At 58.3% G+C, this 5,777-nt stretch carries 6 protein-coding genes; all 6 read left to right on the top strand.

From position 1 onward, the window contains the following. A partial coding sequence (locus tag B3Y70_RS08050; protein ID WP_288589585.1) for a tetratricopeptide repeat protein occupies nucleotides 1-613 on the top strand: 613 nt, incomplete at its 5' end. A gap of 163 nt (nucleotides 614-776) precedes the next feature. Continuing rightward, entirely contained in the window at nucleotides 777-1,889 is a 1,113-nt protein-coding gene (locus tag B3Y70_RS08045) for a branched-chain amino acid ABC transporter substrate-binding protein (protein ID WP_153740567.1), read from the top strand. 162 nt (nucleotides 1,890-2,051) lie between these two features. Continuing rightward, nucleotides 2,052-2,975, top strand: a complete 924-nt coding sequence (gene livH / locus B3Y70_RS08040; RefSeq protein WP_153740566.1) for a high-affinity branched-chain amino acid ABC transporter permease LivH — start codon at nucleotides 2,052-2,054, stop codon at nucleotides 2,973-2,975. Further along, nucleotides 2,975-4,246, top strand: a complete 1,272-nt coding sequence (locus B3Y70_RS08035) for a high-affinity branched-chain amino acid ABC transporter permease LivM (RefSeq protein WP_199451849.1) — start codon at nucleotides 2,975-2,977, stop codon at nucleotides 4,244-4,246. The genes livH and B3Y70_RS08035 overlap by 1 nt, the downstream gene beginning before the upstream one ends. 5 nt (nucleotides 4,247-4,251) lie before the next feature. After that, nucleotides 4,252-5,007 carry a high-affinity branched-chain amino acid ABC transporter ATP-binding protein LivG gene (gene livG / locus B3Y70_RS08030; RefSeq protein WP_011786750.1) on the top strand — a complete coding sequence of 252 codons (756 nt, stop codon included), beginning with the start codon at nucleotides 4,252-4,254 and terminating at the stop codon, nucleotides 5,005-5,007. Nucleotides 5,008-5,016: 9 nt separating this feature from the next. Continuing rightward, the gene (locus B3Y70_RS08025; protein WP_199451850.1) at nucleotides 5,017-5,718 is read left to right on the top strand and encodes an ABC transporter ATP-binding protein; all 702 of its coding nucleotides are present in this window, start codon (nucleotides 5,017-5,019) and stop codon (nucleotides 5,716-5,718) included. Nucleotides 5,719-5,777 lie beyond the last annotated feature (59 nt).

The raw sequence follows: 5,777 nt of genomic DNA, 5'->3' as shown, positions 1-5,777 counted from the left end.
TTTCTACCTGATCGCCGGCGCCACTTCCATCCTGGTTGTCATTGGCTGGAACTCCATCCGCGACATGCGTAACCAGCTGACCAGCCTGGCCGAGAAACGTGTGAACGAACTGGTGGTGGAATACGAACAACGCCTGAAGGCCATTGAAGAACAACTGCAGCAGAAGTCCGAGATCATCCATCAGAACCAGGCCGAGATTGAGCGCACCAACGAAGTGCACGCGCTCTGGTTGAAGGCAAGCCAGGAAACCTCGCAGCAGAACAAGATCGCCGCCTACGACCAGATTCTGGACCTGCGCCCCGACGATGTTGAGGCATTGAGCTATAAAGCCGACGCCGTACTCGAAATGCAGGAGCCCCTCTGGGCCATCAGCTTGTGCCAGCGCGCACTGAAACTGGCTCCGGACAACGGCCACGCCCACTACCAGTTGGCGTGCGCCTATGCCGAGATCGGCCGTTGGGAAGATGCCGTCAGCAATCTGGATAAAGCCATTGAAATCGCGGAAGCCTATCGGGACGACGCATCGGTTGACCCTAGCTTCGAACAGCTGCACGATCACGAAAGTTTCAGGAATCTTGTCTTTCAAGATAAGGACGACAGCACGGACGCGTGACACTGCTCAGGACGGCACGGCGTTTGCTAATTCTTTCCCGATAGCTGCGCCGTGTTCCAGAGCAGACACCCTGGCCTGATTTGCTTGACAAGCAACAGACTGTGGTGTTTGTGTAAGTCTCTGAGAACATAAGAATAACCCTGACACAAACAGGAAAAACACGATGAAAACCTCCGTAAAGAAACTCGCTACCGCTGTAGGCGCGTCCGTTGCTCTGATGGCTGCCGGCCAGGCCGCCGCTGAAATTAAAGTTGGTATTGCCGGCCCGATGACCGGCCCCGTTGCCCAGTACGGCGACATGCAGTTCTCTGGTGCCCGCATGGCCATCGAGCGCATTAACGCCGCCGGTGGTGTTATGGGTGAAGACCTGGTGGCCGTGGAAGTGGACGACGTGTGCGACCCGAAACAGGCCGTCACCGTTGCCAACCGCCTGGTCAATGAAGGTGTTCGCTACGTGGTGGGTCACCTGTGTTCCAGCTCCACCCAACCGGCGTCTGACATCTATGAAGACGAAGGCATTCTGATGATCACGCCGGCCTCCACCAGCCCGGAAATCACCGAGCGCGGCTACGAACTGGTGTTCCGCACCATCGGCCTGGACAGCATGCAGGGGCCGGTTGCCGGCAACTACATCGCCAGCCAGAGCCCCGAGCGCGTGGCCATCGTGCACGACAAGCAGCAGTACGGTGAAGGTATTGCCACCGCCGTACGCGACACCCTGCAGGATGCCGGCATCGAAATTGCCATGTTTGAGGGCATTACCGCCGGTGACAAGGACTTCTCTTCCCTCGTCACCAAAATCAAACAGGCCGATGTCGATTACGTGTACTACGGCGGTTACCACCCTGAGCTGGGCCTGATCCTCCGCCAGGCACGCCAGTCTGACGTAGATGCCAAGTTCATGGGCCCGGAAGGCGTCGGTAACAAAGACATCAACACCATCGCCGGCGAAGCCGCTGAAGGCCTGCTGGTTACCCTCCCCCCCAGCTTCGACCAGAAAGAAGAAAACCAGGAGCTGATCGCCGCCTTTGATGCCAAAGGTGAAGATCCCTCCGGCCCCTTCGTACTCACCTCCTATGCCGCCGTGCAGTTGATTGCGGAAGGCATTGAAGCCGCCGATTCGAAAGATCCGTTCGACGTGGCCCAGGCTCTTCGTGCCGGAAGCTTCGAGACCCCCATCGGCACTGTTCAGTACGATAAAGCCGGCGACATGAAGTCGTTCGAGTTTGTGGTGTACGAATGGCATTCAGACGGCAGTAAAACTCCGGTAAACTGAGCCAAAATCGTTAACTAACGGTAATAATGAGAGCACCTTCCCACCGCGATCCGGGGGAAGGTGTTTTTCTGGGCTCCTGCAGACCCTCACTGCATCCGCACCGGCGACACCGGTGGCCGGTTGCAGCCAGGCGAGGGAGCGGGCTTTCGGAGTTCCACAAACATGCAAGACCTCCTGTATTTCTTTCAACAGCTCATTAACGGGCTGACGATCGGGAGCACCTACGCCCTGATCGCCATCGGCTACACGATGGTTTACGGCATCATCGGCATGATCAACTTTGCCCATGGTGAGGTTTACATGATCGGTGCCTACACCGCGCTGATCGCCATAACCGGCCTGGCAACCATGGGGATTGCCTGGCTACCCCTGATATTGATCGTGGCGCTGATATGCGCGGTAATTGTCTCCAGCTCCATGGGTTGGGCCGTGGAACGGGTAGCCTATCGGCCGGTACGCGGGCGGCACCGGCTGATCCCGCTGATCTCCGCCATTGGCATGTCCATCTTCCTGCAGAATTATGTCCACCTGGCCCAAGGCTCCCGCAACATCGGCTTTCCGGCATTGATCGAAGGTGGTTTCCAGTTCGGCTCCGAAGATACCTTCCCGATGTCCATCTCCTACATTCAGATCACCATCTTCATCACTACCCTGATCTGTATGACCGCACTTTCCCTGTTCATCTCCCGCTCCCGTATCGGCAGGGCCTGTCGCGCGGTCTCGCAGGATCTGGGCATGGCAAACCTGCTGGGCATCGATACCAACCGCATCATCTCGGCCACCTTCGTGATTGGTGCAGCCCTCGCAGCCGTCGCCGGCCTGTTGCTTGGCATGTATTACGGATCTGTGGATCCACTCTTCGGCTTTATTGCCGGCCTGAAAGCATTCACCGCAGCCGTCCTTGGCGGTATCGGCAGCATTCCCGGCGCCATGCTGGGCGGCCTCATCCTCGGCGTTGCCGAGAGTATGACCTCGGGCTACCTGAGTGGTGAATACAAAGATGTGGTGTCGTTCAGCCTGCTCATTCTGATTCTGCTGTTCAAACCCACCGGACTGCTGGGCAAACCGGAGGTTGAGAAGATCTGATGGCTGCCAACAATTTTCGACACGCGCTCTTCTGCGCGATCATCACACTGATCATTTCCTACCCCATCATCGGCTTTAACCTGGAAGCCCAGGGCATCAGCGTGACCCTGACCGGCGCCGATACCAGCACAGTAATCCTTGTGTTGCTGGCCGCGGTGATCGTGTTCCTGTTCCAGTTGTTCCGGGATCAGATCATGGGCGGGCTCAAGAGCATCCCAAGCCCGCTGCCCAAAACCCAGAAGGAGCCGATGGCCGAGAACAAACGGGCCAAAATCGAATCCTGGGTACTCACAGGCATTGTCGTTCTGGCCCTGTTCTGGCCTTTCTTTGTCTCCCGTGGCGCTGTGGATCTGGCCACTCTGGTGCTGATCTACGTCATGCTGGCGCTGGGCCTGAACGTCGTCGTGGGTCTTGCAGGCCTGCTGGACCTTGGCTACGTGGCGTTCTACGCGGTTGGCGCCTACACCTTTGCCCTGCTGTCCCAATACGCCGGCATCTCCTTCTGGATGGCTCTGCCTATCGGGGCTTGCCTGGCGGCCTTATTTGGACTGGTTCTGGGCTTCCCGGTACTGCGGTTACGGGGTGACTATCTCGCTATCGTCACTCTTGGCTTCGGCGAAATCATCCGGATTCTGCTCAACAACTGGACTGCCGTTACCGGCGGCCCCAACGGCATTGGCGGAATTCCCGATCCCACCCTGTTTGGCATGGAATTCGGCCGGCGGGTTCGGGAAGAAGGTAACACGTCATTCCATGAGACCTTCGGTATCGCCTACAGCGGCGAGCACAAGGTGATTTTCCTCTACCTGATTGCTCTGGTCCTGGCCGTGATCACCGCCCTGATCATCCGCCGGTTCATGCGCATGCCTGTTGGTCGTGCCTGGGAAGCCCTGCGGGAAGACGAGATTGCTGCCCGCTCCCTGGGCCTGAGCCGCACCGCGGTAAAACTCTCTGCCTTTACCATTGGCGCGTTCTTTGCCGGGTTTGCCGGCACTGTGTTTGCCTCCAAACAGGGCTTTATCAGCCCGGAGTCGTTTGTGTTCCTTGAGTCGGCCATCATCCTGGCCATTGTGGTGCTCGGCGGCATGGGCTCGCAGCTGGGCGTTGTACTTGCCGCCATCGCCGTGACCATCCTGCCGGAACTGGCCCGGGAGTTTTCCGACTACCGGATGCTGGTTTTCGGCGCCGCCATGGTACTGATGATGGTCTGGCGGCCACAGGGGCTGATGCCCATGCGCCGCATTCACATTGAACTCAGACGCCAGGAGTGACAGACATGCTAGAAGTACAGAATCTGTCCATGCGCTTCGGCGGCCTGCTGGCAGTCGACCAGGTAAGCCTGGACGTGCAGGAACACGAAATAGTCTCCATCATCGGCCCCAACGGGGCCGGCAAAACCACGGTCTTCAACTGCATCAGTGGTTTTTACAAGCCCACGGGCGGGAAGATCCTGTTTGAAGGTAATGAAGTCCAGGGTAAACCGGACTACAAGATTTCCCGACTGGGCATGGTGCGAACGTTCCAGCACGTGCGCCTGTTCGGCCAGATGACCGTAGTGGAAAACCTGCTGGTGGCCCAGCATCGGCACCTGAACACCAACCTGATATCCGGCCTGATCAAGACACCCGACTATCGGGAGCGGGAACGCAAGTCCCTTGACCGGGCCGCGTACTGGCTGGATCGGGTTGGCCTGCTGGAACTGGCCAACCGGGAAGCCGGCAACCTGGCCTATGGCCAGCAGCGCCGGCTGGAAATTGCGCGCTGCATGGTGACCGAACCGAAACTGCTGATGCTGGACGAACCAGCCGCAGGCCTGAACCCGGCGGAAACCAAAGACCTCAACCAGCTGATTGTCAGCCTGAAAGAGGACTACAACGTTTCCGTACTGCTGATTGAGCACGATATGAGCCTGGTTATGGACATCTCAGACCGGATTACCGTCATCAACCAGGGCCGCCCCCTGGCTGCCGGCACACCGGACGAAGTTCGCCAGAACGACGATGTGATCAAAGCCTATCTGGGCGAGGCCTGAGGAGGCACCATGCTGGTACTGGAAGACGTACATACCCACTATGGCAAAATCGAGGCCCTGCACGGCGTATCCGTGGAAGTAAAGAAGGGCGAGATTGTGTCACTGATCGGCGCCAACGGCGCCGGCAAAACCACGTTGCTGATGACCGTTTGTGGTAGCCCGCAAGCCAGCGCAGGGCGGGTGATTCTGGAGGGCCGCGACATTACCAATGACGCCACCTCCAACATCATGCGTTCCGGCATTGCGATTGTGCCCGAAGGCCGCCGCGTGTTTCCCGGGCTGACGGTGGAAGAGAACCTGCACATGGGCGGTTTCTTCAACACCAAATCGGAAATCCGCAAAAGCCAGGATCACGTGTACGAGCTGTTCCCCAGGCTGAAAGAGCGTGAACATCAGCGGGCCGGCACTATGTCCGGCGGCGAACAACAAATGCTGGCCATCGGCCGGGCACTGATGAGCAAACCCAGAATGATCATTCTGGACGAGCCATCTCTGGGGCTGGCGCCGATCATCATTCAGCAGATCTTCGAGATCATCGGCCAGTTGAGAGAGGAAGGGATTACGGTGTTCCTGGTGGAGCAGAACGCTCACCAGGCCCTGAGCCTGGCAGACCGGGGCTATGTGCTGGAAACCGGCCGTATCCGCCTGCACGACACCGGCAAGAACCTGCTGGCCAATCCGGAAGTGAGGGATGCCTACCTGGGTGGTTAACCCATCCAGAAACCAAAAAAGCCGGAGGCCATCAGCGCTCCGGCTTTTTTTTTGGGACT

The organism is Marinobacter sp. UBA5687 (genome assembly GCF_002420325.1).
Lineage (GTDB): Bacteria > Pseudomonadota > Gammaproteobacteria > Pseudomonadales > Oleiphilaceae > Marinobacter > Marinobacter nauticus.
Note: the sequence above shows the minus strand (reverse complement) of the source record. Positions and strands in the feature narration are given on the sequence as shown.